The following is a 22030-nucleotide window of genomic DNA, read 5'->3' on the forward strand; positions in this document are numbered from 1 at the left end:
CAATCATGCTGAGTCCGAAACGAGTACGGTGGCGCAAGCGCCAGAAAGGTCGCATGCGTGGCAAAGCCTACCGTGGGAGCAAGATCTCCTTCGGTAAATACGGCCTGGTCGCGCTCGACCCGCATCGGATCACCGCCCGACAGATCGAGGCGGCGCGTATCGCGATGAACCGTTATATCCGCCGTCAGGGCAAGATCTGGATTCGGATCTTCCCGGACAAGCCGATCACCAAAAAGCCTGCCGAAGTCCGAATGGGTAAAGGTAAGGGTAGCCCCGAAGAGTGGGTCGCCGTGGTCAAGCCCGGCCGGATCCTCTTCGAGATGGACGGCGTGCCGCGTGAAGTGGCCGAAGAAGCCTTCCGTCTGGCGAGCCACAAGCTTCCCGTTAAGACGAAATTCGCGGTGCGAGGAGAGACGCTATGAAAGCCGCCGAGCTCAGAGAAAAGAGTGATGACGAGCTGCGCGACCTCGAGCGCCAGGTGCGCGACGAGCTGTTTCGGCTGAAGATGAAGCACTTCACCGGCCAGCTTCAAAACGTCGCCGACATCCGCCAACGCAAGCGCGATGTCGCCCGCATCAAGACTGTGCTGCGCGAGCGCGAAAGCGCCGCCGGCCAGTGACAAGCGCCCGAGTCAACCAGCCCCAACGGGTAATCGAGTAAGGGACCGGTGCTCGGTCGGGCGGCCTTCGAGGCTCGCCCGCCCACGGCGCCCCCAGGAGAACAAGTATGGCCGAAGAGACGCAAACGGGTAGAGGTCGCAGCAAGACCCGCGTCGGCGAGGTCGTCAGCGACAAGATGGAGAAGACCATCGTCGTGGCGGTCACCCGACAGTACATGCACCCGAAATATAAGAAGTACGTTCGTAAGCAAAAGCGCTACAAAGTGCACGACGAAGAAAACGAATGTCGTGTCGGCGATCGCGTCCTCATCGAGGAAACGCGCCCGCTGTCGAAGCACAAGCGCTGGAAGCTCAAAGAAATTATCGAAAAGGCACCCGTGGTCTGAACGGGTCGCGAGGTCCAAAATGATTCAGATGCAGACGAAACTGGCGGTGGCGGACAACTCCGGCGCCAAGAAGGTCCAGTGCATCAAAGTACTGGGCGGTTCGAAGCGTCGCTACGCATCGATCGGCGATGAAATCATCGTGTCGGTCAAAGAGGCGCTGCCGAATTCGAAGGTCAAGAAAGGCGACGTCGAGCGCGCTGTCGTCGTGCGAACCCGCAAGGAGATCGCCCGCGAGGACGGCACCTACATCCGGTTCGACGACAACGCTGCCGTGCTCATCGACAAGCTGGGACAGCCCCTGGGCACCCGCATTTTCGGGCCGGTCGCGCGCGAACTTCGGGGCCGCAACTATATGAAAATCATCAGCCTGGCGCCCGAGGTTCTCTGAGCCGCGCGTGTCAGCCCCTGATACTACAGATAGAACTCGGGAGTTGTCCGATGCATGTAAAGAAAGGAGATGAAGTAGTGGTTCTCTCCGGAAAAGACCGGGGCCTCCGTGGTGAGGTCCTCGAGGTCGATCCGAAGAAGAACCGCGTCAAGGTGGCTCGCCGCAACATGGTGGTCAAGCACCGTCGGCCCAACCCGCTGACCGGTGAGTCCGGTGCGCGTGTCGAGGTCGAGGGATGGCTGAACGCCTCCAACGTTGGCCTGTACAGCGAAGAGAAGGACGGGCCCGTGCGCACCGGCAAGAAGTTTGTCGGCAAAGGCGGCGAGTTGTACGACACGAAGAACGAAGCGGTCGACAGCTTCGGCGGTGAGCAGCCCGAGCGCATTCAGAAGGTGCGCGTGGGCAAGCAGACCGGTGAAGTCTTCGACGAAATCAAGACGGCCTAAACGGTCCATGCCCGAAGTGGTGGGTTAGCGCCTTGACACCAGTTATTGGGTCCGCTAGGTAAGCCCACCCTCACCGGCGGTGCGCGGCATCGTCGATTTTTTTGTGACGGGTCCGATGGCCAACATGGACCAGAAGCCGGCGGCACAGAAACCTGTCGGCAATGGAGAGTCCGAAGATGTCATTTTTGCAAGAGAAGTATCAAAAGGAAGTCGTACCGGCTCTGATGGAAGAGTTCGGCTACGAAAACCACATGACTGTGCCCGCGATCAAAAAAGTGATCGTCAACATGGGGCTCAGTGAAGCGGTTCAGAACCCGAAGGTAGTAGAAGCCGCCGTGGGCGAGCTGCGCAAGATCACCGGCCAGGAGCCGGTGGTGACCCGCGCACGCCGCTCCATTGCCGGCTTCAAGCTGCGCGAGGGCATGCCCATCGGCACGAAGGCCACCCTTCGCGGCCAGCGCATGTACGAGTTTTTGGAGCGCTTGATTTATGTGGCGCTTCCCCGAGTGCGCGACTTTAAAGGGATCAGCCCGAAATCTTTCGACGGCCACGGCAATTATACCGTTGGCGTCACCGAGCAGATCATCTTTCCGGAAATCAACTACGACGAAGTCGACAAGATTCGCGGCATGAGCATCACGGTCGTTACCTCGGCCGAAAACGATGACGAAGCCCGCAGTCTGTTGACCAAAGTCGGCATGCCCTTCCGGAAGTCGGCGGCTTCCTAACCTAAAGGAGACTAGCTTTGGCACGCAAAGCGCTCGAAGAAAAAGCGAAAAAGAAGAAGAAGTTTAAGGTTCGCGAGTACAACCGTTGTCCGCTGTGCGGACGCTCGCGCGCCTACCTACGCAAGTTCGACATGTGCCGGATCTGCTTCCGTTCGTTGGCCCTCCAGGGAGAGATCCCCGGTGTGGTCAAGGCAAGCTGGTAAAGCAAGCAGACCCGTGTACTCGCCGCTTACGTGGGTTCACGTAAAAGTCGAGTCAGGCCCGCCACGAAGGTAACTTCGCCCCTTGGCCGGGGAGAAGCGTGCCTGCGGGAACCAATTCGTCAGAGAGGAGACAATGGCCAACACCAACGATCCGATTTCGGATTTCCTTACCCGTATTCGAAACGCCCAGATTGCCCACCACGCAAGCGTCTCGATCCCTGGTAGCAAGCTGAAGCGTTCCTTGGCAGAGATCTTGGAGCGCTACGGTTACGTCGCCGCGACTTCGTGGCGTGATGAGGGACCGCAGGGCTTCCTCGACATCGAACTGAAGTACGATGACGAGGACAAGCCGATGATCACGTCGCTCAAGCGCGCCAGCCGTCCTTCGCGTCGGCGTTACGTCAAGGTCGACGAGATCCCCAAGGTCCTCAACGGCTTGGGTATCGCCATTTTGTCGACATCCAAAGGTTTGCTCACCGACAAAGAGGCTCGCGCAGCCAACGTCGGTGGCGAACTTCTTTGCGAGGTTTACTGAGCATTCGCTCCAGGGAGGTTTGTAATGAGTCGCGTTGGAAAACGACCGATTGAAATTCCAGACGGCGTCGACATCAAGATCGACGGTCAAACCGTCACCGCCAAAGGCCCCAACGGCGAGCTGAGCCGCGACGTCTCCGATGTCGTGAGCATCGAGATCACCGACGGCGAGCTGATCGTCAGCCGCCCCGGTGAGTCGCGTCAAGCGCGCAGCCACCAGGGCCTGGTGCGCAGCCTGTTGGCCAACATGGTCGACGGGGTGTCCAAAGGCTTCACCCGTGAGCTCGAGATTCACGGCGTCGGCTATCGTGCCGAGCAGCACGGTCAGTATATTCGTTTTGATCTGGGCTTCAGCCACCCGGTCCTGTTCGAACTTCCCGAGCAGATCGAAGTGGCAATCGAGCGCCAGACGCAGCTGAAGTTGACCAGCCCCGACAAAGAGCTTCTGGGACAGGTGGCCGCCAAGATTCGTGGTCTGCGTCCGCCGGAGCCGTACAAGGGCAAAGGGATTCGCTACAAAGACGAGCGAATCATCCGGAAGGTCGGTAAGGCTGGAGCTGCTTAAGGATGATGGCTGGCCCGTGTCGGCGCTGTTTGGCAGCGTCGGCGCGGCCGCCGCGAAATGGCAGAGGATAGCAATGCTTAAGAAACGTGAATTGAAGAGCAAGCGGCAGCGCCGCAAGCGCAGCATCCGAAAGAAGATTTTGGGCACGCCCAATCGCCCGCGCCTTTCGGTGTACCGCTCCAACAAGCACATTTATGCGCAGGTGATCGACGACATCAATGGCCACACAGTGGCCAGCGCCTCCACGGTAGATAAGGAGATGCGTGACGATGTCGCCGACCTGGAAAAAGAAGAGCAGGCTCGTCAGATCGGCAAACGATTGGCCGAGCGAGTCAAAGAGAAAGGAATTGAAAAAGTCGTCTTCGACCGAAACGGCTTCATCTATCATGGCCGCGTCGCGGCCGTGGCGGACGGAGCGCGCGAAGGCGGGCTTGAATTCTAAAGGGAGTCACTGTGGCTTACGGAAGAAGAAGAGACGACAATAATCTTGTCGACAACGTCATCGACATCAACCGCGTCTCGAAGGTCGTCAAAGGCGGCCGTCGGTTCAGCTTTGGTGCGCTGGTGGTCGTGGGTGATACCGACGGAAAAGTCGGCGTCGGCCACGGCAAGGCCAACGAGGTTCCCTCGGCGATTCGCAAGGGAAACCAGGCGGCACAAAAGGCAATGATCGACGTGCCGTTGGTCGAAGGCGGTACGATTCCGTACGCGGTCATCGGCCAGCACAACTCGGGCCGGGTGCTGTTGAAGCCCGCCAGCCCGGGTACCGGCGTGATCGCCGGCGGTGCGGTGCGTGCGATTCTCGAGGCGGCCGGGGTGCAGAACATCCTGACCAAGAGCTTGGGGTCGAATAACCCGCACAACGTCGTCGGTGCGACTATGGACGCGCTCAGGCAGCTGCGCCACCCCGACGAGTATCGTCGGCGCTTGGGTCAGCCCCTGGACGAAGAACAAGAGTAAGTGCGTCAGCCTCGCCGTGGCGGGGCGCGCCGATGAGTGCGAATGGTCTTCGGCCCTATGGTCGGAGACTCGAGCACGGGATGAATTATAATGGCACAGTTGAAAGTAGAACTGCTGCGCAGCCTCTCGGGCCGCACGCAGTCGCAGCGTCAGACTGCCAAGGGCCTGGGGCTTCGCAAGAGGCACCAAACCGTAATTGTAGACGACACGGCCGCCAATCGCGGGATGATCAACAAGATCTCGCATATGGTCAGTGTCGAAGAACTAGAGGAGTGACCAATGGATCTGAGCGAACTCAAGCCGCCCCAAGGCGCCCGTCACAAAGACAAGCGCGTCGGTCGCGGAACAGGTAGCACGCTCGGCAAGACGAGTGGTCGCGGTCAGAAAGGTCAGAAATCCCGCAGCGGTGGCAATGTGCACCCGCGTTTCGAGGGTGGCCAGATGCCGCTGTTCCGCCGTCTTCCCAAACAGGGATTCCGCAATTGGAATGCGAAGCGGGTGGCTGTCGTTAACGTGCGGGCCCTCGACCGAGTCTTCGAAGACGGCGCGACCGTCGATCTGGAGACGCTGAGCGAGCAGGGCCTCATCAAAGGACAATTCGACGAAGTCAAAATCCTCGGTGACGGCGAATTGACAAAAGCGCTGACCGTCAAGGCGCACAAGTTCAGTTCGTCGGCTCGCCAGAAGATCGAGTCTGCCGGGGGCACCGCAGAGGGCGTCTAACGTGGCTACAAAGTTCTCCGATATTACGAAGGTTCCCGAACTCCGACGACGGATCCTGTTTACGCTGGGCGTACTCGCCCTGTACCGGGTCGGTGTGTTTATCACCGTCCCGGGCGTCAATAGAGCCGCCATGTCCCAAATTGTGGGCGGAGCAGGCGGGGGCTTTCTCGGGCTGGTTAACCTGTTTACCGGAGGTGCCATCGAACTGATGAGCATCTTCGCGCTGGGTATCATGCCCTACATCTCCGCCTCCATCATCTTGCAGCTGATGACGGTGGTCGTTCCGGCTATCGAACGGCTCAAGAAGGAGGGGCAACAGGGCCAGAAGAAGATTACGCAGTATACGCGTTACGGCACGGTCCTGCTGGGCGTGATCCAGGGTTTCGGCATCTCGCTGTATCTGGAGAACCTCAACGACACCAACCCCGAGCTCGGCCTTTTGCTCGAGCCGGGGTGGGGCTTCCGACTGCTGACGTGTCTGACGTTGACCGCAGGCACCGTCTTTGTGATGTGGCTCGGTGAGCAGATTACCGAGCGAGGAATCGGTAACGGTATCTCCCTGATCATTACGGGAAGTATCATTGCCTCGTTCCCGACCACGATCATTCAGACGTACTCGCAGTTTGAGACCGGAGCGATCTCTACGTTTACGATCATCGCCATCCTGGTGATCGCGTTGGTGGTGACTGGGTTCATCACCTTCATGGAGACCGCGCAGCGGCGCATTCCGCTGCAGTACGCCAAGCGTATGGTCGGTAGGCGCATCTATGGTGGTCAAACCCACCACTTGCCGCTGAAGGTCAATATGGCCGGGGTTATCCCGCCGATCTTCGCCGTCTCGATCATGATGTTCCCGACGACCATCGCCAGTTACTTCCAGGATCACGCGATCGGGCAGTGGATTCAGACGGTGCTGGTGCCAGGCGACTGGCGCTATAACCTGCTGTACTCGGCGATGATCATCTTCTTCTGCTTCTTTTACACGGCGGTCCAGGTCAACCCGGTCGACATCGCCGACAACCTCAAGAAGTCGGGAGCCTTCGTGCCTGGGATTCGTCCCGGCAAGAAGACTGCCGAGTACATCGATGATGTGCTCAGCCGCTTGACGATGGCCGGTTCGGTCTACCTGGCTGCCGTGTGTGTGATGCCCTTTTTCCTTCAGGATCAATTGGGCGTGAACTTTCACTTCGGTGGCATCAGTTTGGTGATTGCAGTCAGCGTCTCGCTCGACACGGTCACCCAGATCGAGAACCATCTCATCACGCGGCACTACGACGAGTTCGGCTCCGGCAGGCAGCGCACCACCCCCAACGGTCAAACCGGTGGTGGAGGTGGCGGCATCAAGGGCCGCGATCGAACCGATACGTAGCCGAAGCCACGCGCCGGTTGGCCGGTGCAGGCTGAGAGACAAGAGCGGTAAACCGGTCTCGTTTACGGGCCGGTTTGCTGCGTTTTTGAAATGCGACGGATTGAGATATGGCCAAGACGAAATTGATGATGTTGGGACCTCCTGGTGCCGGCAAAGGTACTCAGGCGCAACAGTTGGCGGAAAAGTTCGACATTCCCCAGATCTCCACCGGAGATATGCTGCGAAGCGCGCGGCGAAAGGGGACCGAGTTGGGCAAAGAGGCCGCCAAGTTCATGGACGCCGGCGAACTCGTGCCCGACGAAGTGGTCATCAGGATCGTCAAGGAGCGATTGAGCGAGCCGGATGCCGAGGGCGGTTTTATCCTAGACGGATTCCCGCGCACGGTCGGCCAGGCCGAAGCTCTCGACGAGATGGGTGTCGAACTCGAGGCCGTGCTTAACATCGAGGTCAGCGAAGAGGAGGTCGTGCGACGATTGGGCGGGCGGCTGAGCTGCCCGAACTGCGGCGCGACCTTCCACGAAGAGTTCAAGCCGCCCACTGAAGAGGGCGTGTGTGACGAGTGCGGCAGCGATTTGGTCAAGCGCCCCGACGATCGCCCGGAGGCGATTCGAGAGCGGCTCAAGGCCTACCATGCTAAGACCGCACCGCTGGTCGACTATTATCGCGACCAAGGCGTGTTGATCGACGTCGACGGAGAGGGAACTCCCGACGAGGTCTACGGGCGCGCCGAGGCGGCGATCAGCGACTGATCAGGCGATCGCCGCAGAGGCGATCGGCGAAGGCGACCTGGCGGAGGACGCGATCCCGCCAATGAGGGCGTCTGGAGAGGGGTTGGCTTTCCGAAAACGGGAAGAAACCCTCTTGGGCTTGACTTTGTCGGCCCGAATATGTATGTAACGCCCCCTTCCCGGGAACCTTGTTCTCGAGTGGGGAACAAACGAAACATCGCATCAATCACATCGGGTGAGCGATAGATGGCTAAAGAAGAAGCAATTGAGGTCGAAGGTACAGTGGTCGAGCCGCTGCCCAATGCCATGTTCCGTGTGGAACTGGAAAATGGGCACACCGTGCTCGCTCACATCTCCGGGAAGATGAGGATGCACTACATCAAGATCCTCCCCGGGGACACCGTGACGGTAGAACTGTCTCCGTACGATTTGACGCGCGGACGCATTGTCTATCGCCAGAAGTGACCTGCACGATAATCGAAGCTTTCAGATACAACGCCTGCCCGGGCCCGACGGCTCGGTGTGGGCAGTGAGGTGAGAAAATGAAAGTCCGTCCGTCTGTCAAAAAGATCTGCGACAAGTGCAAGATCATTCGCCGCAAAGGCGTGGTCCGGGTCATCTGTGAGAACCCTCGCCACAAGCAGCGCCAGGGTTAAGCCCCGGGCACGACGAAACTGAGGCGGCGGTCGACGCACATGTCGGCTTACGCATAATTGAGAATTAGGAGTCTTACCGTGGCACGCATCGCTGGTGTCGACTTGCCGCGCCGGAAGCGGCTCGAAATCGCTCTGACTTATATCTACGGCGTGGGGCATTCCCGCGCGAAAGAGATCGCCGAAAAAGCGGGGATCGACGGAGCGACCAAAGTTCAAGAGTTGACCGAGGAGGAGGTTCGCTCCATCCGTACGGTCATCGACAACGACTACAAGGTCGAAGGTGACCTGCGTCGTGAGGTGCAGATGAACATCAAGCGCCTCAAGGACCTGGGTTGCTATCGCGGCCTGCGTCATCGCAAAGGCCTGCCGGTGCGCGGCCAGCGCACTCGCACCAACGCGCGTACCCGTCGTGGTCCGCGTCGTGCGATGATTCGCAAGCGCCGATAAACGGCGGCGAGTCGAAAAGAGAAGTTACACGAAGAGATTCGTACAAAATATCAGTCGGTTCGCCCGGGCCGGCGCGCACCCTGGAGGCCAAGATGGTGTCCAGGCAGTGGCGTGCTGGCTGAGTGCGAACGAACGGAGAGAGAATGGCCAAGGGCAAGGGAAAACGAGGAAAGCGCAAAGCCCGCCGCACCGTGCAGGTGGGAGTGGCGCATATCCAGGCGACGTTCAACAACACGATCGTGACCATCACTGACACCAACGGCAACGCGTTGTCGTGGTCGAGCGCCGGCGCACGTGGCTTCAAAGGCTCGCGTAAGTCGACGCCGTACGCCGCTGGCGTGGCCGCCGAAGACGCTGCCAGAAAGGCCCAGGACGAGTACGGCCTCAAGAAAGTGTCGGTCAATCTGAAGGGACCGGGTACCGGCCGTGAGTCGGCGCTTCGTTCGCTTCAGTCGGCGGGTCTGAAAATCACGAAGATCCGTGACGTCACGCCCCTGCCTCACAACGGATGCCGCCCGCCCAAGCGTCGGCGCGTCTGAGCTGAGCCTGTAGAGAAATTTAATCGATTGAACCTCGGTGCTGCGCGCTCATGGAAGCGCGCCGGCGCCGAGGCTTACCTTAAGTACGTGGTGCGGAGGCAAATTCCATGTTTCACCGAAACTGGCGAGACCTGATCAAGCCTCGCGAGGTGTCCATCGACCAGCGCTCCAAGAGCGAGACGTATGCGAAGTTCGTATGCGAGCCGCTCGAACGAGGCTACGGAATCACGGTCGGCAATGCACTTCGGCGAATTCTGTTGAGTAGCATCGTCGGTTCGGCGGTGACGAAGGTCAAGATTGAGGGTGCGCTGCACGAGTTTACCAGCCTGCCCGAGATCAAAGAGGACGTGGCCGACATCATCCTGAACCTCAAGGAGCTTCGCCTGAGTCTGAACACCGATGAGGCCCAGACCGTCGAGATCGACGTCGAGGGTCCCAAGGTGGTCACCGGTGAGGATGTCGCTGGTAGCGGCAACGTGAACGTGCTCAACCCCGACCACGTGATCGCGACTGTCTCCGAAGGCGGACGGCTGCAAATGCAGCTTACCGTCGATCACGGCCGTGGCTACGTGCCCGCCGAGGAGAACAAGGATGAGGACGACCCGATTGGGACCATCCCGATCGACAGTCTCTTCAGCCCGATTCGCAAGGTCAACTACAAGATCACCAACGCGCGTGTCGGTCAGCGTACCGACTACGACAAGCTGACGCTCGAAGTGTGGACCGACGGCTCGGTGCACCCGGAGGACGCGGTTGCCTACGGCGCCAAAATCCTCAAAGAGCAGGTGACCATTTTCATCAACTTCGACGAGACCGTCGAGCCGGATCTTCCCGAAGAGGAAGAAGAGCCAGAGTTCAACGAGAATCTGCTCAAGCCGATCGACGAACTCGAGTTGTCGGTGCGAAGCTTCAACTGCCTCCAGAGTGCAGGTATCAAGTATGTCGGTGACTTGGTCCAAAAGACCGAGGCCGAGATGCTGAAGACCAAGAACTTCGGGCGCAAGTCCCTTAAAGAAATCAAAGAATTGCTCGCTGAGATGGATCTCGAGCTCGGAACGGACCTGGAAAACTGGCCGCCGAAAGATCTCGAGAAGAAGTCCGCAGAGGGCTAAGCTAGTTTGGAAGGATAAAGAGCCATGCGACATCGCAAAAGAGGACGAAAGCTCGGCAGAGACGCGGCCCACCGCAAAGCCACTCTGCAGAACCTGGCCAAGAGCTTGGTTCACTACGAGATGATTCAAACGACCGACGCGAAGGCCAAAGAGCTTCGCAAGCTTGCCGACCGGCTGATCACGCTGGGTAAAGACGGCACCTTGCACGCTCGCCGTCAGGCCCTGGCGGTGCTCCAAGACAAGGAGCTCGTGGGCAAGGTCTTCGACGACCTCGCTCAGCGCGAGGAGATTGCCGGACGTCAAGGCGGTTACTCCCGCATCATCAAGGTCGGCAACCGAAACGGCGACAACGCCCCGATCTCGCGCATCTCGTGGGTCGGAGCTACGCTGGAAAGCACCGAAGATCTGCGCTACCCGGCGCACATCCGTGAGCTCATCGAGACCGAAGAGGTCGTCGAAGAGGGCGAGGAAGAATAATCTCGCCACCAGAACGATTTGGAAGACGCCCCGGCTATGAACTAGTCGGGGCGTTTTTTGTTTCGACAAACGTGACGGTGATGTCACACAGTCTTGTCGGCGTGCGCTATAATGGGCGCGGATTTAGATCGACTCGACGATCCCGCCGTTGATACCACAAGAAGACAGTCCTCCGGCTTCCCTGACGGATCGCAGCTATGAAACTCCGCAAGTATGTTCTCTCCATCGCATTGTTGGCCGCAAGCGTCGCCGCGGGTTGTTCGAGCCAAAAGGCCTCGAGTCCCTCCGAGGACGAATCGGCGACGCGGCAGCCGGCGACGGAGCAGAAGGCGCCTGAGGGGCTCGACAAGCCCAAGCGCATCATCTTGCTCATTGGAGACGGGATGGGCGTCCCGGCCGTCAGCGCGGCGAGCTATGCGCACGGTGAGCCCCTGGCGATGTTGGGAATGGAGAAGATGAACTGGATGACGACTCATTCGTACGAGTTCGTCACCACCGACTCCGCCGCGTCGGCCAGCGCGATCGCGACGGGAAAGAAGAATCACTACGAGGGCGTCTCGGTCAAACCCGGCACGACCAAACAAAACGAAGAAGACAAAAAGCAGCACCTCAAGACGGTGCTCGAGAAGGCAGAAGAGTCGGGTTGGCGCACCGGCCTCGTGTCGACCAGCAAGATCGTACACGCCACGCCGGCCGCCTTCGCAGCGCACCGTGCGAACCGACGCAGTTATGACGCGATCGCCCGCGATATGTACGCGTCGGGGGTCGACGTGCTCCTGGGTGGCGGCCCACGCTACTTTAGCAAGCGCGCCGACGGCGAGGACCTTCTCGCGGCTTTCGAGAAGAAGGGATATAAGGTCGCGCAAACCAAAGAAGAGATTCAGCAGGCTAGCGAGTTGACCACCAAACTCATCGGCCTCCCCCACGATCCCGATTTCCCACCTGCTGGCGATCCCAACCGGGCGATGACGCTGGCGGAAATGACCCAAAGCGCGTTGGCCGTCCTCGATAGGGATAACGACGACGGATTTTTTCTGATGGTCGAGGGCTCCCAGATTGATTGGAGGGGCCACGATCTCGATGGCGAGGGCGTGGTCAAAGAGACGCTCGACTTCGACGGCGCCGTAAAGGCCGCGCTCGACTACGCCCGCGAGCGTGACGACACGCTGGTCGTGGTGACGTCAGACCACGAGACTGGCGGGCTGGCGGTGTTGGACCCTCCGTACACGGATCGCTTCTCGGGCGCGCTCGGTGGTTCAGAAAAGGCAGAGGGGCTGGTCAGCTTTCCGAAGGAGGCCGGTGAGCAAGAGGTCCCGAAACTCGCAGCAGAGATCGCGCTCGGTCGGGACGGAAAGACGAAGACATTCGGTCCGGCCTACGCTGAGAGCGGGTATATGAATACGGTGTTTGGTCACCTCTCGCTGGCGAGCCGCTCTCAGTGTGCGTCCGCCAGGGAGTTTACGGGCCTTCACACACCGTCACTTGTGCCGGTGTTCACCCAGGGCAAGGCCGCCGAGTATGTCGCCGAGAGCGAAGACAACGCCGAGCTCGGTCAGCGCCTCTTGAAGTTGGTCGGCAGCGAGTTTGTGGCCGCACCGAACCCGGTCGGCCCGGCGAATCCGAAACGTGCGGCTCAGAAGCCGCAGAATATCATCATCATGGTGGGCGACGGGATGGGCATTGGCGCGTTGACCGCGGCCGAGTATGGCCGAGGCTCGCTGGCGATGCGCAAGCTGCCGGTCGAGGGGCTGGTTTCGACACACGCCGCCGATCGGCTCGTGTCGGATTCGGCCGCTGGCGCTACGGCGCTGGCTACCGGCAAGCGTACGAACTCGGGCGCCGTGGGGATGGCACGGAATGCTGAAGGCTTGGTGTCGGCCCAGACGCTCATCGAACAAGCCGAGGCCAAGGGGATGGCCACGGGTTTGGTCACCACCACCACGCTCACCCATGCCACACCGGCGGCATTCTTCGCCCATCAGGCTGATCGTGGCGAGGAATCCAAGATCGCCGACCAGTTTGTCGACCTGCCCACGCGAGTCGCGGGCTCAGACGGTGTTGACGTGGCCTTCGGTGCAGGCGCTCAGATCTTTGGCGAGGCTCGCATTGCGAAGCTCGAGGAACGAGGGGTCGTCGTGGAGTCTGCCTGGAGCGACACGTTGCCAAAGGGGAAGCAAGTCGTTCGCTTTCTGGGCGAAAAAGGAATGGCCCCGGCGTCCGAGCGCATGAATGACGAGGATGCGTCGACGCCGACGTTGCGTCAGATGACGCGCGCGGCGATCAACCAGTTGTCGCAGTCGAACAACGGTTTTGTCCTCGTCGTCGAAGGAGGCCAGATCGACTGGGCGCAGCACGGATTGGCACGTGACAAAAGCCTCATCGACGAGGTGGCCGATTTTGACGACGCGGTCGCAGAGGCACACGCGTTCGCGCGCCGCGACGGTAATACGCTGCTCGTAGTGACCGCCGACCATGATCACACGACGTCTGTCATCGACGACCACTACCAATTCGACAACTGCTCCTGCGCGGCGGCCGTGGAGTGTGGCGGCGATTTCGAGCTCGAGAAGATCGAGGCCGCCGTCGACAAGGTCGGCTTTAATGAAGGTCTGACCGACACCACGTTGCAGGGCAAATATTCGCCGCTGGAGATCTCGATCCAGTACGCTTGGCTGGTCCAGGAAGGCGCAAAGCGTGCGGGGCGCCCGGGCCCGCATTCGGCGAACTTCGTGCCGCTCTTTGCCTATGGTCCCCAGTCGGACGCTTTCGGTGGATTCAACGATATCCCCGACATCGGCGCGTTGCTCCAGCAGGCGCTGCGCTAATCCTAACGCCGCAGGGCGGCGAAGAACTGGTCGAGGAGGGCGCGGCTCTTGGTGCCGGTCGAGCTCTCGACGCCCAGGTTGACGTCGAGCGCCCACGTTCCGAAGTCGTCGGCCCGCGCAGCGTTGTCGGGAGTGAGCCCGCCTCCCAAGAGGATCCGGTCGCGGCTGCGGGCGTCGAGTTCTCCGAGAAGCGACCAGTCGAAGATGGCGCTTTTGCCTGCGCGGCCGCGCTCGAAGTTGTCGAGCAGGATGCGGTCGGCGTGGATGGACGACAGGTTGGGCAACTTGCCATCGACGTGAACCGCCTTCCAGATTTCGGTCTTGCGGGGGATGCGGCGTCGAAGCTCGAGGATGTAGTCGTTGCTCTCACGGCCGTGAAGTTGCACCGCGCTCATGCTCAGCCGCTCGGCACAGCAGGCGATTTCGTCCATCGAGTCGTCGACAAAGACACCGACGAACTCCAGGGGCGCCGCCGCACAGATGACCCGCGCGGCGTCGTAGTTGACGTGACGCGCCGAGCCCGGCGCGAAGATAAGCCCGCCGTGAGTGGCGCCCGCCTGCCATGCGGCTCGCGCGTCGGCAGGATGCGCCAAGCCACAGACCTTGACCCGGCCAAAGATAAGCTCTCGAAGTGCTCGCGGGACGTCGCCCGAATCGACCAGCGACCCTCCGGTGAGCACCGCGTCGAAGTGGGCGCGCAGTGCGACGATCTGGCGGTGGTCGTCGAAACCGCCCAGTGAAATGACGGTGCAGTCGTCGGGCACCTTCGGGGCGAGCTCGCGGGTATGCCCCAGATCGAAACTCATGTCGTCGAAGTTGCGGTTATCGATGCCGACCAGCGAGATGCCGGCGTCGAGCACCTGGTCGAGATCGTCGCTATTTCGCACCACCCCGACCACGTCGAGGTTGACTGAGCGCGCCGCGGAGACGCACTCGTCGAAGACCGCCGGGGTGACCACGGCGGGCATCAGCGTGATGGCATCGGCCCCGAACTCACGCGCCTCGTGGACCTGATAAGGCTCGACGACGACGTCGTCGCAGACCACCGGAAGGTCGACCACGTCACGGATCGCGCGGACTTTTTGACGATTCTGCTCGAAGCGTCCCTCGCGAAAGCTGATCGCGACGGCCTGGGCGAAGGGCGCGAAGGTGCGTGCAAGCGCGGCGGGGTCGATCTCGCCGGTGGACTGCTCGCCGAAGGCCAATGCCTGTTCGCATTCGAGAATGTAGCCGAGCCGATCGCCGGCCAGCGCGTCTGCGAGGCTGCGGTTCGACGGTCGTTGTTGACGGGCGTGTGCGGAGACATCTCGGTCTTGCGCGCGTTGCTCGAGTGCGGTGCGCGTCTGATTGACCAGGTCTTCGAGTGCCATCGGAAAACCCTACTTTGAGTCGTGTATTCGAGAACCTGTAGTGCCTTTCAATGCTGCGGCACGTCTGGAACCTAGCCGCGAGTTAGAATTCGTGAAGGTTTGGGCGCGTGGGTGGCAGGTGGAGGTCGAGGTCCCTAGTGTTGGAGTCGTTGACCGAACCCTGCTCAACCCGTAGGATAGCCGCCCCCTGAGCAGTTCCTGTTTGGAGTAAACACCATGGCCAGAAGAACGACGACGCGTGACCTGCACGAGCTGTACGAGGCCGGCATCCCCATCACAATGGTGACCTGCTACGACTACACGTTTGCGCGTCTGGTAGAGAAAGCCGAGATCGACACGATTCTCATCGGTGACAGCCTCGGCAACGTGATGCAGGGCCAGGATACGACCCTGCCGGTGACCGTCGAGGATATCATCTACCACTGTCGGGCGGTCGTGCGCGGGAACCACAGCGCGCTCATCGTCGCCGACATGCCCTTTATGAGCTACCAGGCGAGCTTCGAGGAGGGGATGCGCAACGCTGGGCGTCTGCTCAAGGAAGGGGGCGCGCAAGCCGTCAAGGTCGAAGGAGGGCGGGCCGTCGCGCCGCTGGTCGAGCAGATGAGCGCCCACGGGATTCCGGTGGTCGGCCATCTGGGCTTGACCCCTCAGTCGGTGCACAAGCTCGGCGGCTACCGAGTGCAAGGCCGAGGCGAGGCCGCCGGCCAAGAGCTGCTGGCGGACGCCAAGGCACTCGAAGAGGCCGGCGCGTTCATGTTGGTGCTCGAGATGGTGCCCACCGAGCTGGCCCAAAAGGTCACCGAGAGCCTGTCGATTCCGACCATCGGCATCGGGGCGGGCAACGTGACGAGCGGCCAGGTGCTCGTGCTTCAGGATCTGCTCGGGATGAACCAGAGCTTTACCCCCAAGTTTTTGAAGCGCTTTGCCAACCTCGAAGAGACGGTGACCGAGGCCCTCGGCGCTTACCGCGATGAGGTTCGCGAGCGCAGCTACCCCGGCGACGAGCATTCCTTCGACTAATCGAGGGCGTCGAGCACCCGCTGGAGCGCCTTCAAGTCGACCGGCTTGGTCAGGTGCTCGTCAAATCCGGCTTCGGCCGACCGCCGACGGTCTTCCGGTTGTCCGTAGCCGGTCAACGCGATCAGTTCGAGTCCATCGAGTGAGGCGTCTTTCTGGACCGACCGCGCCAATTCGTACCCGCTGGCGCCGGGCAGGCCCAGATCGCAAAAGACCACGTCGAAGTCTTGGCTCGAGAGCTCCTCGAGTGCCTCCGAGACCCGATGGGCCACGGTCACTCGATGGCCCTTGAGTTCGAGCAAGTCTTGTAGCATCTGCGCTGCATCGGGGTTGTCTTCGACCACCAGAATGCAGCGTGACCCTGCTTCCTGGGGACGAGCCGCCGAGTCCTCGACGGCGGGCGCCTCGACCAGGGGCAGGCGGACCACGAACTCCGCGCCGCTCCCCCGGCCGGGGCTGTACGCCGAGATTGTTCCCCCATGAAGCTCGGCCAGATTCTTGGCGAGCGCCAGCCCCAGCCCCAGGCCCCCTGCAGACCGCGCGAAGTCTTGCGCTTCTTGGCGAAATGCCTCGAAAATCGACGGCAGCAACTCGCTGCGTATGCCGACCCCAGTGTCGGTGACACGTACCACGGCTTCGTCGTCGTCTTCGAACACTTCGACCAAGATGCGACCGGGCGGTTCGGTAAACTTGATGGCGTTGCTCATAAGATTGCCGAAGATCTGGGTGAGGCGCACCGGGTCGCCGGTGACCCAAACGGGGGTGTTCGAGATGGACGCTCCAATCTGCAGGTCGCGAGCCTCGACTTGGCTCGACTGGTCGTTCAGGAGTTCCTGCAACAGCTCGCGTAGATCGAGGGTCTCTTGACTCAGCGAGATCTTACCACGCGCGATACGCGACACTTCCAGCAGCCCATCGATGATGCCGGCCATATGATCAGATTGGCGCTCGAGCACGCGGGCAGCATTGACCAGACGCGGGTCATCGTCGTGAGCCGCCATCTTGACCACGTCGGTCGCGCTCTGCACGGCCGCAAGCGGGTTTCGCAGCTCGTGGCCGAGCATGGCCAGGTACTCGTCTTTGCGCCGGTCGGCTTCATGGAGGCGGTCTTTGCTCTCGCGCAGCGCTTCTTCCATGCGAACCCGTTCGGTCACGTCGCGGAAGATATGCGCGGCGCCGAGTAACCGGTCTTCCTCGTCGTAGATCGGGTTGAAGCGCAACTCGTAGACGCGCATCTCGTCTTCGGATGGTCCGAACTCCATGGTGGTCGTGAATGACTCCCCATCGAGCGCGCGGCTCCACAGCTTCTTGGCTTTGCGCTGTTCCTCGGGCCATGGCGCCATCGCCTCGATCATGCTGGTGCCCACCTTAATCTGCTGGCCCCACAGCTTTTCGAACTCTCGAGAATAGGCCTCGTTGAAATAGAGGTAGCGAAAGTCACGGTCTTCGGCGGCGATCATGTCTTCGGTGCCCCGGGTGATGCCCTCGATGAGGCTATGGGCGCGGCGAAGCTTGTCTGCGGCGCGTTGGCGTGCAGTGGTGTCTTTGAGAATGCCCAGTACACCGGCGACCTCACCGTCATCATTGCGAAGAGGCGTGCACGAGACGCTCTGATATGCATTGTTTGGCTGACCGCGCGCCTGGAGCACCACGTGGTTGTCCTCCATCCGGCTCGGTTCGCCGGCCAGGCCGCGCTCGACCACCGAGACCAGCTCGGGGAACAGCCTCGGGCCCACTTCCTCGAATGAGCCCCCGAACGCCTCAGGGTGGTCGGGCCCGACGATGTCGGCGAAGGCGTTGTTGTAAAGCCACGTGCGCGCGGCTCCCCAGACAACGAACATTGACTGGCTCGACGCAAGCATCGTGTCGACGACCGTGCGAAGCGTCGGGGGCCAGGCTTCGGGGGGGCCGAGGTCGGCAAGGGTTCCGTCATGGGCGCGGATATGTCCAGCGATGTCACCGCCGTGCTCGAAAGCACTCATTCGAAGTCCCGTGGATTGTCGGATCCGGTACCAAAAGCGACTGCGCCGCAAATATGGGCGCGATCACACGGTTAACAAGCTGCGACCGTGCGTTTCAACAGCGCAGCAAAGCGCTTGTGTGCTTGTCTTTGTCTGGCTGCTCCGCATATTGTGCCCGCCAAGAAGTGCCGAGCCATCGTTGATCACCCTTTTGTCATGTTGCATCTCATGAAAGTCATCGATTCCATCGACGAGCTCCGACGTGCGCGCCGTGCACTGGAGGGGAGCGTCGCGTTTGTTCCGACCATGGGCTATTTGCACGAAGGGCACCTCGAGCTGATGCGCGAGGCCAATCGCCGTGCCGACCACCTGGTGGTGAGCATCTTCGTCAACCCCACGCAATTTGCGCCCGGCGAAGATCTCGACGCCTACCCGCGCGACCCGCAAGGGGATCAGAACAAATGCGCCGAACTCGGCACCGAGCTTCTGTTCATGCCCACCCCCGACAACATGTATGCCGGCGACCACGCCACCACCGTCGAGGTGGCCGGGCTCGACGAGGTGTTGTGCGGCCAGAGCCGGCCGACGCACTTTCAAGGGGTCTGCACTGTCGTCAGCAAGCTGTTCAATATCGTCGCCCCTGATGTGGCCATCTTCGGCGAGAAGGATTACCAACAACTGGCTATCCTGCGGCGCATGACGCGTGACCTGAACTTCCCCATCGAGATTGTCGGCGTGCCCACGGTGCGTGAAGAGGATGGCCTGGCCATCTCGAGTCGCAACAAATATCTCGACGGCCAGCAGCGTCAGGATGCGCGTTGCTTGTCCCAGGCGCTTGCCATGGCGTGGCGAGCGTACGAGCGAGGCGAGCGTGATGCCGAGAAGTTGGTCGGGGTGGCCAAAGCGCGGCTGAGGGAGACGGTGCAGCTCGACGCGATCGACTACGTCGAGTGCGTCGACCCGGACTCGCTGGAGCGCCTGAATGGTGACAAGCGATACATCGATGAGCAGCGTGGGGCTGTGCTGGCAATGGCCGTACAGGTCGGCCACGCACGCCTGATCGACAACCTGAGGCTTGACAGACCCCTGCCGGACGCGCTTAGGTGAGCGCGCACTAACTTAGGTGGCGATTTCGGTCGCGTGTTCTGATTCGTCTTCGGGACGAGGGCGACAAGCGTTGGCGGTGGGCAATACACGCGAGATTTGTCTCGAGATCAATGTGCGTTGCTTGACACCGGCGAGGCGGGTGGTTAGGAATGAATGGCGATTCATTTTAGGGTGAATCGTCATTCAGTCGTAACGATTCCAGAGGTATTAACCCGGACCCTGAAGTATGGCTGACGCCGACAAAAAGCGAAGCGACAAGCGCGAGCGCATTCTCGACGGAGCGCTGAAGGCCTTCGCGAAGAAAGGTTTTTACAACACCAAGGTCTCGGAGATCGCCAGCGAAGCTGGTGTGGCGGACGGCACGATCTACTTGTACTTCAAGAACAAAGACGATCTGCTGATCTCTTTGTTCGAGGATCGCATGGAGTGGATCATCGATCGGCTCAAGACCGAGTTGAGCGACATGGAAGGTGGAGCCGTGGCCAAGTTTCGGCACATGGTCACCATTCATTGTCGCCTGGCAGTCGAGAATCCCGAGCTCGCCGAGTTCATCACCGTCGAGCTGCGCCAGAGCGCCAAATTTGTCAAAGAATACGAGAACCCGAAGTTCGGGGACTACCTCAAGATTTTGCAGAGTCTGATCGAAGAGGGCCAGCAGACCGGAGCGATGCGCGACGATGTCGACGTCCGCCTGGTCAGTCGCGCGTGTTTCGGCGCGCTCGACGAGGTGCTCTTGCAGCTGACCCTGTCACAGGCCGGCCCCGAAGAGGTCGACGCCAAAGCCGCGCAGATTGCCGGCATGCTCGTCGACGGACTGGTCGCCAAGTAAATAGATGAAGAAGTAGCACGAAGTTGGTTGGTAACTCTCAATGGAGGGCAACGTGAAGATCCTCACCACGGTAAAGCGGGTCGCAGACCCGGATATGAAGATCAAAATTGCGCCGGACGGCTCGCAACTCGTCACCGAGGGCGCCGAGTTCGTCATGAACCAGATGGATGAGTGGGGCGTCGAAGAGGCGATCCAACTCAAAGAAGAGCACGGCGGCGAGGTCGTGGTGGTCTCGGTCGGCCCGTCCGCGGCGACCAAAGAGATCCGCACCGCACTCGCCATGGGCGCCGATCGCGGCATCCTGGTCGAGACCGACGCCGATCTGGACAGCGACGCGGTCGCCCGCGTGCTGGCCGAAGTGGTCAAAGAAGAGCAGCCCGACGTCATCACGATGGGCAAGCTGTCGCTGGACACCGACCGCAACCAGACCGCGCAGCTTCTGTCGGCCTACCTCGACTACCCGCAGGCGACCTACGCCTACAACGTCGAGATCGCCGACGGTTGGGCCAGTGTCGGCCGCGAGATCGACGGCGGCACCAACACCAAGCGCGTCAAGCTGCCGGCGATCATCACCGCCATCGAGCGCCTCAACGAGCCGCGCTACGCCAGCCTGCCGGGCATCATGAAGGCCAAGCGCAAGCCCATCGACACCAAGAGCCCCGAAGATCTGGGCGTCGACATCGCCCCGAAGGTCAAGGCGGTCCAGTACGAGCTTCCGCCCGAGCGTGAAGCCGGTGAGATCGTCGAGGATGTCGACGAGCTGATCAGCAAGCTCAAGAACGAAGCAAAAGTGCTCTAAATGCTCGGTTTGGCGGCCCGGGGTCGACCCTCGGGCCACGCGCAACCCGAAGATTGAACTTAGATTGAGGAGTTGATCATGGCCAACGTACTCGTTGTTGCCGAACATCAGGATGGCAAGCTTCGCAAGGTGACGCTGCCGACGATCACCTTTGGTGAACAGGCTGCCGAAGTCGTCGGCGGAGAAGTCCACGTGCTCGTGCTGGGTCACGGCGTCGATGCCATTGCCGACGAAGTCGCCAAGTATGGCAACGTCGCCAAGGTGCACTACGCCAACTCGGCGGCCCTCGAAAAATACACCGCCGAGGGCTTCGCCCCGGTGATCGCTCAGGTGGCCGAGCAGGTCGACGCTGAGATCGTCGCCGCACCTGCCAGCGCCCAGGGCACCGATTACCTGCCCCGCGTGGCCGTCGCGCTCGACGCCGGCATGGTCACCAACGCCATCAAGGTGTGGGACGACGGTGGCGTGCGCTTCCAGCGCCCGATGCTGTCGGGCAGCGTGCTCGAGACCGTCGAGGTGACCACCCCGCGCAAAATCGCCGCGGTGCGTACCACCGACTTCGACGACGCCAAAGAAGGCGACGGCGCGCCGGTCGAGACCGTCGAGCTCGGCGAGAGCCGCGACGACGTCGAATTCGTCTCGATGGAGCTCGTCAAGAGCGAGCGCCCCGAGTTGACCGACGCCGACGTGGTCATCGCCGGTGGCCGCGGACTCAAGTCCGGTGAGGCCTTCGAGATGCTCGAAGAGATGGCCGACCTGTTCGGTGGCGCCGTGGGCGCCAGCCGCGCGGCCGTCGACAGCGGCTATGCCCCCACCGACTGGCAGATCGGCCAGACCGGTAAGGTCGTCGCCCCGAACCTGTACGTGGCGATCGCCATCAGCGGCGCCATCCAGCACCTTTCGGGCATGAAAGGCTCGAAGGTCATCGTCGCCATCAACAAGGATGCCGAGGCGCCCATCTTCCAGGTGGCCGACTACGGACTTGTGGCCGATGCCTTCAAGGTCGTGCCCGAGCTGAACGAAAAGCTCAAGTCGATGGGGCTGGGTAGCTAAATCAAGTCGCCCAAAGCCATCCGGCTCGACGCGGGAGCGCACATGCGCTCCCGCGTTTTTTTTTGCCCGCACATTTGTTAGGGTTCCGCGACGCTCTCGATCTCGAACACTGGGGGAGCTGGCTGCGCTGGACGAGCGCGAGTTCTCCTCTCAATAATTGAATGACAGTGCCACGAGCCGCTCGGCTCG

Annotated in this window: 29 protein-coding genes; 27 read left to right on the top strand and 2 right to left on the bottom strand. The window is 61.0% G+C overall.

The genetic code is table 11. The features are described 5' to 3' along the window. Positions 1-5: 5 nt before the first annotated feature. The 22 genes from rplP (at position 6) to FIV42_RS18535 (ending at position 13705) form a co-directional block, all read left to right on the top strand. Positions 6-422, top strand: a complete 417-nt coding sequence (gene rplP / locus FIV42_RS18430; protein ID WP_141199108.1) for a 50S ribosomal protein L16 — start codon at positions 6-8, stop codon at positions 420-422. Continuing rightward, positions 419-619 (top strand): 50S ribosomal protein L29, encoded by a 201-nt coding sequence (gene rpmC / locus FIV42_RS18435; protein WP_141199109.1) that lies wholly within the window; start codon positions 419-421, stop codon positions 617-619. Before rplP ends, rpmC begins: the two co-directional genes overlap by 4 nt. 107 nt (positions 620-726) lie before the next feature. Beyond that, the gene (gene rpsQ, locus FIV42_RS18440) at positions 727-1005 is read left to right on the top strand and encodes a 30S ribosomal protein S17 (protein WP_141199110.1); all 279 of its coding nucleotides are present in this window, start codon (positions 727-729) and stop codon (positions 1003-1005) included. Between the two features lie 19 nt (positions 1006-1024). Beyond that, complete coding sequence (gene rplN / locus FIV42_RS18445; protein WP_141199111.1) at positions 1025-1393, top strand: 50S ribosomal protein L14; 369 nt, start codon at positions 1025-1027, stop codon at positions 1391-1393. A gap of 50 nt (positions 1394-1443) precedes the next feature. Beyond that, positions 1444-1839: a 50S ribosomal protein L24 gene (rplX, locus tag FIV42_RS18450; protein ID WP_141199112.1), complete on the top strand. Its 396-nt coding sequence runs from the start codon at positions 1444-1446 to the stop codon at positions 1837-1839. Positions 1840-2015: 176 nt separating this feature from the next. Next, a complete protein-coding gene (gene rplE, locus FIV42_RS18455) occupies positions 2016-2567 on the top strand; it encodes a 50S ribosomal protein L5 (protein WP_141199113.1) in 552 nt (183 codons plus the stop codon). A 17-nt stretch (positions 2568-2584) separates the two neighbouring features. Further along, positions 2585-2770, top strand: a complete 186-nt coding sequence (locus tag FIV42_RS18460) for a type Z 30S ribosomal protein S14 (RefSeq protein WP_141199114.1) — start codon at positions 2585-2587, stop codon at positions 2768-2770. A gap of 133 nt (positions 2771-2903) precedes the next feature. Continuing rightward, complete coding sequence (rpsH, locus tag FIV42_RS18465) at positions 2904-3305, top strand: 30S ribosomal protein S8 (RefSeq protein ID WP_141199115.1); 402 nt, start codon at positions 2904-2906, stop codon at positions 3303-3305. A gap of 24 nt (positions 3306-3329) precedes the next feature. Next, positions 3330-3869 carry a 50S ribosomal protein L6 gene (rplF, locus tag FIV42_RS18470; RefSeq protein WP_141199116.1) on the top strand — a complete coding sequence of 180 codons (540 nt, stop codon included), beginning with the start codon at positions 3330-3332 and terminating at the stop codon, positions 3867-3869. Positions 3870-3942: 73 nt separating this feature from the next. Then, on the top strand, positions 3943-4311 hold the full coding sequence (rplR, locus tag FIV42_RS18475) for a 50S ribosomal protein L18 (RefSeq protein ID WP_141201360.1): 369 nt from the start codon (positions 3943-3945) through the stop codon (positions 4309-4311). Positions 4312-4322: 11 nt separating this feature from the next. Then, a complete protein-coding gene (gene rpsE / locus FIV42_RS18480; RefSeq protein WP_141199117.1) occupies positions 4323-4829 on the top strand; it encodes a 30S ribosomal protein S5 in 507 nt (168 codons plus the stop codon). Between the two features lie 90 nt (positions 4830-4919). After that, a complete protein-coding gene (gene rpmD / locus FIV42_RS18485) occupies positions 4920-5105 on the top strand; it encodes a 50S ribosomal protein L30 (RefSeq protein ID WP_141199118.1) in 186 nt (61 codons plus the stop codon). A gap of 3 nt (positions 5106-5108) precedes the next feature. Then, a complete protein-coding gene (rplO, locus tag FIV42_RS18490) occupies positions 5109-5552 on the top strand; it encodes a 50S ribosomal protein L15 (RefSeq protein ID WP_141199119.1) in 444 nt (147 codons plus the stop codon). Between the two features lies 1 nt (position 5553). Next, positions 5554-6921, top strand: coding sequence for a preprotein translocase subunit SecY (secY, locus tag FIV42_RS18495; RefSeq protein ID WP_141199120.1), 1368 nt, complete (start codon positions 5554-5556; stop codon positions 6919-6921). 107 nt (positions 6922-7028) lie between these two features. Then, positions 7029-7670, top strand: coding sequence for an adenylate kinase (locus FIV42_RS18500; RefSeq protein ID WP_141199121.1), 642 nt, complete (start codon positions 7029-7031; stop codon positions 7668-7670). A 225-nt stretch (positions 7671-7895) separates the two neighbouring features. Continuing rightward, positions 7896-8114 (top strand): translation initiation factor IF-1, encoded by a 219-nt coding sequence (gene infA / locus FIV42_RS18505; RefSeq protein ID WP_141199122.1) that lies wholly within the window; start codon positions 7896-7898, stop codon positions 8112-8114. Positions 8115-8191: 77 nt separating this feature from the next. Beyond that, the gene (gene rpmJ, locus FIV42_RS18510; RefSeq protein WP_141199123.1) at positions 8192-8305 is read left to right on the top strand and encodes a 50S ribosomal protein L36; all 114 of its coding nucleotides are present in this window, start codon (positions 8192-8194) and stop codon (positions 8303-8305) included. A gap of 78 nt (positions 8306-8383) precedes the next feature. After that, on the top strand, positions 8384-8752 hold the full coding sequence (gene rpsM / locus FIV42_RS18515) for a 30S ribosomal protein S13 (protein ID WP_141199124.1): 369 nt from the start codon (positions 8384-8386) through the stop codon (positions 8750-8752). A 143-nt stretch (positions 8753-8895) separates the two neighbouring features. Next, positions 8896-9291, top strand: coding sequence for a 30S ribosomal protein S11 (gene rpsK / locus FIV42_RS18520; RefSeq protein ID WP_141199125.1), 396 nt, complete (start codon positions 8896-8898; stop codon positions 9289-9291). Between the two features lie 107 nt (positions 9292-9398). Then, entirely contained in the window at positions 9399-10403 is a 1005-nt protein-coding gene (locus tag FIV42_RS18525; RefSeq protein ID WP_141199126.1) for a DNA-directed RNA polymerase subunit alpha, read from the top strand. A gap of 24 nt (positions 10404-10427) precedes the next feature. Further along, positions 10428-10880, top strand: coding sequence for a 50S ribosomal protein L17 (gene rplQ / locus FIV42_RS18530; RefSeq protein ID WP_141199127.1), 453 nt, complete (start codon positions 10428-10430; stop codon positions 10878-10880). Between the two features lie 197 nt (positions 10881-11077). Next, positions 11078-13705, top strand: coding sequence for an alkaline phosphatase (locus tag FIV42_RS18535; RefSeq protein WP_141199128.1), 2628 nt, complete (start codon positions 11078-11080; stop codon positions 13703-13705). Positions 13706-13707: 2 nt separating this feature from the next. Here the strand turns inward: FIV42_RS18535 and trpCF are convergent, their stop codons facing one another. Further along, positions 13708-15075, bottom strand: a complete 1368-nt coding sequence (trpCF, locus tag FIV42_RS18540) for a bifunctional indole-3-glycerol-phosphate synthase TrpC/phosphoribosylanthranilate isomerase TrpF (protein WP_141199129.1) — start codon at positions 15073-15075, stop codon at positions 13708-13710. A gap of 216 nt (positions 15076-15291) precedes the next feature. Here trpCF and panB point away from each other — a divergent pair, with 216 nt between their 5' ends. Further along, positions 15292-16095, top strand: coding sequence for a 3-methyl-2-oxobutanoate hydroxymethyltransferase (gene panB / locus FIV42_RS18545; RefSeq protein ID WP_141199130.1), 804 nt, complete (start codon positions 15292-15294; stop codon positions 16093-16095). Here panB and FIV42_RS18550 read toward each other — a convergent pair. Further along, entirely contained in the window at positions 16092-18074 is a 1983-nt protein-coding gene (locus FIV42_RS18550; protein WP_141199131.1) for a hybrid sensor histidine kinase/response regulator, read from the bottom strand. The genes panB and FIV42_RS18550 overlap by 4 nt on opposite strands. 207 nt (positions 18075-18281) lie before the next feature. Here FIV42_RS18550 and panC point away from each other — a divergent pair, with 207 nt between their 5' ends. From panC to FIV42_RS18570, 4 genes are all read left to right on the top strand, one after another. Further along, on the top strand, positions 18282-19160 hold the full coding sequence (gene panC / locus FIV42_RS18555; RefSeq protein WP_141199132.1) for a pantoate--beta-alanine ligase: 879 nt from the start codon (positions 18282-18284) through the stop codon (positions 19158-19160). Positions 19161-19386: 226 nt separating this feature from the next. Further along, positions 19387-19989 carry a TetR/AcrR family transcriptional regulator gene (locus FIV42_RS18560; protein ID WP_141199133.1) on the top strand — a complete coding sequence of 201 codons (603 nt, stop codon included), beginning with the start codon at positions 19387-19389 and terminating at the stop codon, positions 19987-19989. 94 nt (positions 19990-20083) lie between these two features. Further along, on the top strand, positions 20084-20788 hold the full coding sequence (locus tag FIV42_RS18565; RefSeq protein WP_246099064.1) for an electron transfer flavoprotein subunit beta/FixA family protein: 705 nt from the start codon (positions 20084-20086) through the stop codon (positions 20786-20788). Between the two features lie 78 nt (positions 20789-20866). Next, positions 20867-21841, top strand: coding sequence for an electron transfer flavoprotein subunit alpha/FixB family protein (locus FIV42_RS18570; protein ID WP_141199135.1), 975 nt, complete (start codon positions 20867-20869; stop codon positions 21839-21841). The last annotated feature ends 189 nt before the right edge of the window (positions 21842-22030 follow it).

The organism is Persicimonas caeni, assembly GCF_006517175.1.
GTDB lineage: Bacteria > Myxococcota_A > Bradymonadia > Bradymonadales > Bradymonadaceae > Persicimonas > Persicimonas caeni.

Excerpts from the sequence above, each read along its gene's own strand:
- rplP (WP_141199108.1), top strand. The coding sequence starts at position 6 with ATGCTGAGTCCGAAACGAGTACGGTGGCGCAAGCGCCAGAAAGGTCGC.
- rpmC (WP_141199109.1), top strand. The coding sequence starts at position 419 with ATGAAAGCCGCCGAGCTCAGAGAAAAGAGTGATGACGAGCTGCGCGAC.
- rpsQ (WP_141199110.1), top strand. The coding sequence starts at position 727 with ATGGCCGAAGAGACGCAAACGGGTAGAGGTCGCAGCAAGACCCGCGTC.
- rplN (WP_141199111.1), top strand. The coding sequence starts at position 1,025 with ATGATTCAGATGCAGACGAAACTGGCGGTGGCGGACAACTCCGGCGCC.
- rplX (WP_141199112.1), top strand. The coding sequence starts at position 1,444 with ATGCATGTAAAGAAAGGAGATGAAGTAGTGGTTCTCTCCGGAAAAGAC.
- rplE (WP_141199113.1), top strand. The coding sequence starts at position 2,016 with ATGTCATTTTTGCAAGAGAAGTATCAAAAGGAAGTCGTACCGGCTCTG.
- rpsH (WP_141199115.1), top strand. The coding sequence starts at position 2,904 with ATGGCCAACACCAACGATCCGATTTCGGATTTCCTTACCCGTATTCGA.
- rplF (WP_141199116.1), top strand. The coding sequence starts at position 3,330 with ATGAGTCGCGTTGGAAAACGACCGATTGAAATTCCAGACGGCGTCGAC.
- rplR (WP_141201360.1), top strand. The coding sequence starts at position 3,943 with ATGCTTAAGAAACGTGAATTGAAGAGCAAGCGGCAGCGCCGCAAGCGC.
- rpmD (WP_141199118.1), top strand. The coding sequence starts at position 4,920 with ATGGCACAGTTGAAAGTAGAACTGCTGCGCAGCCTCTCGGGCCGCACG.
- rplO (WP_141199119.1), top strand. The coding sequence starts at position 5,109 with ATGGATCTGAGCGAACTCAAGCCGCCCCAAGGCGCCCGTCACAAAGAC.
- FIV42_RS18500 (WP_141199121.1), top strand. The coding sequence starts at position 7,029 with ATGGCCAAGACGAAATTGATGATGTTGGGACCTCCTGGTGCCGGCAAA.
- infA (WP_141199122.1), top strand. The coding sequence starts at position 7,896 with ATGGCTAAAGAAGAAGCAATTGAGGTCGAAGGTACAGTGGTCGAGCCG.
- rpmJ (WP_141199123.1), top strand. The coding sequence starts at position 8,192 with ATGAAAGTCCGTCCGTCTGTCAAAAAGATCTGCGACAAGTGCAAGATC.
- rpsK (WP_141199125.1), top strand. The coding sequence starts at position 8,896 with ATGGCCAAGGGCAAGGGAAAACGAGGAAAGCGCAAAGCCCGCCGCACC.
- FIV42_RS18525 (WP_141199126.1), top strand. The coding sequence starts at position 9,399 with ATGTTTCACCGAAACTGGCGAGACCTGATCAAGCCTCGCGAGGTGTCC.
- rplQ (WP_141199127.1), top strand. The coding sequence starts at position 10,428 with ATGCGACATCGCAAAAGAGGACGAAAGCTCGGCAGAGACGCGGCCCAC.
- FIV42_RS18535 (WP_141199128.1), top strand. The coding sequence starts at position 11,078 with ATGAAACTCCGCAAGTATGTTCTCTCCATCGCATTGTTGGCCGCAAGC.
- trpCF (WP_141199129.1), bottom strand. The coding sequence starts at position 15,075 with ATGGCACTCGAAGACCTGGTCAATCAGACGCGCACCGCACTCGAGCAA.
- panB (WP_141199130.1), top strand. The coding sequence starts at position 15,292 with ATGGCCAGAAGAACGACGACGCGTGACCTGCACGAGCTGTACGAGGCC.
- FIV42_RS18550 (WP_141199131.1), bottom strand. The coding sequence starts at position 18,074 with ATGAGTGCTTTCGAGCACGGCGGTGACATCGCTGGACATATCCGCGCC.
- panC (WP_141199132.1), top strand. The coding sequence starts at position 18,282 with ATGAAAGTCATCGATTCCATCGACGAGCTCCGACGTGCGCGCCGTGCA.
- FIV42_RS18560 (WP_141199133.1), top strand. The coding sequence starts at position 19,387 with ATGGCTGACGCCGACAAAAAGCGAAGCGACAAGCGCGAGCGCATTCTC.
- FIV42_RS18565 (WP_246099064.1), top strand. The coding sequence starts at position 20,084 with ATGAAGATCAAAATTGCGCCGGACGGCTCGCAACTCGTCACCGAGGGC.
- FIV42_RS18570 (WP_141199135.1), top strand. The coding sequence starts at position 20,867 with ATGGCCAACGTACTCGTTGTTGCCGAACATCAGGATGGCAAGCTTCGC.